Source organism: Synechococcus sp. H60.1, assembly GCF_047462335.1.
Lineage (GTDB): Bacteria > Cyanobacteriota > Cyanobacteriia > Thermostichales > Thermostichaceae > Thermostichus.
This window is the reverse complement of the sequence record NZ_JANSJA010000123.1, coordinates 8,260-10,832: the sequence shown is the minus strand read 5'-3', so window position 1 is coordinate 10,832 and position 2,573 is coordinate 8,260. Positions and strand designations below refer to the sequence as shown.

Sequence of the window (2,573 nt, the reverse complement as noted above, 5' to 3'; positions counted from 1 at the left end):
TTAACAGGCTGTACTCCAGGCTATATACTGCCGAGATTAGGCAGCTTACCGCCAGGACTAATGACCAGGGCTTGCGCCGCCGGATTCGTGGGTCAACCGCTTGGTTCAGCTTGGCATTGAGCAGCGCCGACTTTATCCGGTTGGCGAGGGGTCTCAGCTCCTGTAGCCAGCAACACCACTGACGAAGGATGGGCAAAGAATCGCTGCGTAGAGTCGATCGATCTGGCCGGCGGCGGGATCCCCTAGGGGGAGTTTCCGAGGGTTGGGGAAAGTCTGGACACTGCGGCTATGGCGAACTAGCTTAGAGGCAACTCTTTTCTCAAGTTTTCTCAAGCTAGTTCGTGGGGTGGGATCCATGCTGAGGCCCAGTCTTTTGTTCTCCGGATCGGCGCTTCTGGGTTTGTTGTCTTGGCTGTGTTTGAGCGGCGAATGCGGCTGGTTGGCTTCCCTGCGCAAGGGACGGGGCGCTGTCCCTGAAGTTTCCTCGGCGCCAGCGCAGAGTGTTCAAGTGGCGGCATTTGCAGATGAACCCGATCCTGAGCTCCTGCTCAGGCAACAAGCCCAACTGGAAGCCCAAGTACGGCAGCTGGAGCAGCGCTCTCAAGCGCATCAGTTGCTGGCGCAGCAGGCGGCCCAAAGGGGGATCCCTCTTTCCACCCAGGCTGGCGAGCGTTTTCACTTGGATCGCGTCTATCTGGCGCGGCTAGATCGATTTCTGGAACAGGAGCCGGGGAACGCGCAGCTGTATCTGCAGCGGGCTCAGTACTTCTGGGATCGGTTGCAGGGCGATCCCTTGGCCTTGCCGGAGCCAGACCAGGCGACTGCTGTTGACCACCTGCTGAGCTTGGCGCTGCGGGATCTGGACATTGCCATTGCTTTGGATCCCTATTTGCCTGAAGCTTACTTGCTCAAGGCCAGGATTCAACACGAGTATTTCGGGGAGCTGGAGCAGGCTTTGGCAACTTTGTCCCCCCTGGATCGCATTGCCTATCGCAACCCCCAACTTCACTTGTTGCGCTCTCGCATCTGGGCCGAACAGGGACATCTGGAATCGGCGTTTGATGTGTCGCACCTGGCCATCGAGCTGGCCAAGCAAAACCAAAGCCCTGCCGATCTTTTCGATGCTTATGTCCATCGCGGCCTGATGTGGGCCAGCATTTGCGACTTCAACTTGGCCGTTCAGGATTTCAGCCGAGCTATCGAGGCGCAGCCGCAGCAAGCCGAGGGCTACTACCACCGCGGCATGGCGCGCGCCTATCAGGGGGAGGATAGGGCCGCTGCCGCTGCCGACCTGGGCCGTGCTTTGACGCTGTGGCAGGCTGCAGGCAGAGGATCCCCAGAGCTGCTGGAATATGTAGAAGCAGTACGGATGGAACTGTTGCAGTAACTCCACTGCTGGCTGGGTTTCTGCTGCGGATCTTTGTCTGGCCCGTTGGGTAGAGAGGTTCTGGGTTTGGGGTCTCTGGGCAGAGGGCGTTTGGCAAGTGCGGCCAAGCCATTCCAGGGTGGTAGAGCCGTCTGTTACCCAGGAAAACTGGAACGCTCCCCTTGAAGAGAACCCAGCCAGATGATGAGCCGAAGACAACTGACCCTCTCCGTCTCCTCCATAGCCCTGGTGGTGGCCACAGGGATGCTGCTGCTATTGGGGCAACTGCGCAACCTGGTGCTGACCGCGATGATTGCGTTGGTGGTGGCAGTGGCGCTGGATCCCTTGGTGGATCTGGCGGAGCGGCTGTGCATTCCCGGCTGGCTGGGGGTGGTGGCCATTGTCCAGGGGGGCTGGACGTTTTTGTAGGTGCTGATCCTGTACGTTGCCGTTCAAAACTTGGAAACCTATCGGCTCTCTGGCTTAGCAAGAGAGCCGCTCCCCCGCGGGGAGCAACCTGGAGGGATCCTTGCCCTCTCCTGCCAGTGGCTCTGCGGAGGCCGACTCCCTGACGCGGTCAGCTTTCTCCGGGCGCAGTCTTGGCTGGGTCGAGAGGAGCTGGCGGAGCTGGCCAATCTCGCTCAGATACCGGCTCGGAGAGATCTAGAGGGTTGAAGCGGTTCATGGCCGCCCTTAATCCTTCTTGCAAGCAACACTCCACTGCTTCCACTGCTGCCCTCAGAACCCGCTCCAGCACTGCCTGCTCGGTAGGTTCAAACCTTCCCAAAACATGCCCAACCATGTCTTGGTGGCCTTTGGGCTTGCCCACCCCCAGCCGTAGGCGAGGGAAGGCCTCGCTTCCCAAATGCTGGATGATGGACTTCATGCCGTTGTGTCCACCAGCAGAGCCAGATCCCCGCAGACGCAGGCGACCCAGGGGCAAGTCCATATCGTCGTACACCACCAGAACCGAGGCGGGATCCAACTTGTACCAATCCATCACCGCCCGCACCGACTGGCCAGAACGGTTCATGTAGGTCTCCGGTTTGAGCAGGCGCCGCTTGCCCCCCAGGGCAAGCCCTTCTCCGTAGGAGCCCTGGAACCGCTTTTCCAGGGCCAACGGGATCCCCCAGCGCTCCGCTAGCCGATCCACCACCATAAAGCCGCAGTTGTGGCGGGTGTTGGCATACTGCGGGCCAGGGTTGCC

General features: G+C 60.2%; 4 protein-coding genes. 2 read left to right on the top strand and 2 right to left on the bottom strand.

Going from position 1 to position 2,573, the window contains the following annotated elements; all coding sequences use genetic code 11:
* The coding region (locus NW852_RS06705) for a hypothetical protein (protein WP_414426581.1) at positions 1–196 on the bottom strand (196 nt) is incomplete at its 3' end.
* 312 nt (positions 197–508) lie between these two features.
* Between NW852_RS06705 and NW852_RS06700 the strand changes: the two genes are divergently transcribed.
* On the top strand, positions 509–1,387 hold the full coding sequence (locus NW852_RS06700; RefSeq protein WP_414370556.1) for a hypothetical protein: 879 nt from the start codon (positions 509–511) through the stop codon (positions 1,385–1,387).
* 180 nt (positions 1,388–1,567) lie between these two features.
* The gene (locus NW852_RS06695) at positions 1,568–1,795 is read left to right on the top strand and encodes a hypothetical protein (RefSeq protein ID WP_414378654.1); all 228 of its coding nucleotides are present in this window, start codon (positions 1,568–1,570) and stop codon (positions 1,793–1,795) included.
* A gap of 148 nt (positions 1,796–1,943) precedes the next feature.
* Here NW852_RS06695 and pth read toward each other — a convergent pair.
* Positions 1,944–2,573, bottom strand: a 630-nt coding sequence (gene pth, locus NW852_RS06690; RefSeq protein ID WP_414426580.1) for an aminoacyl-tRNA hydrolase, incomplete at its 5' end; no start/stop codon positions are given.

Bases quoted from the DNA above. Each gene is read 5' to 3' on its own strand.
- NW852_RS06695 (WP_414378654.1), top strand. From the start codon at position 1,568: ATGATGAGCCGAAGACAACTGACCCTCTCCGTCTCCTCCATAGCCCTG.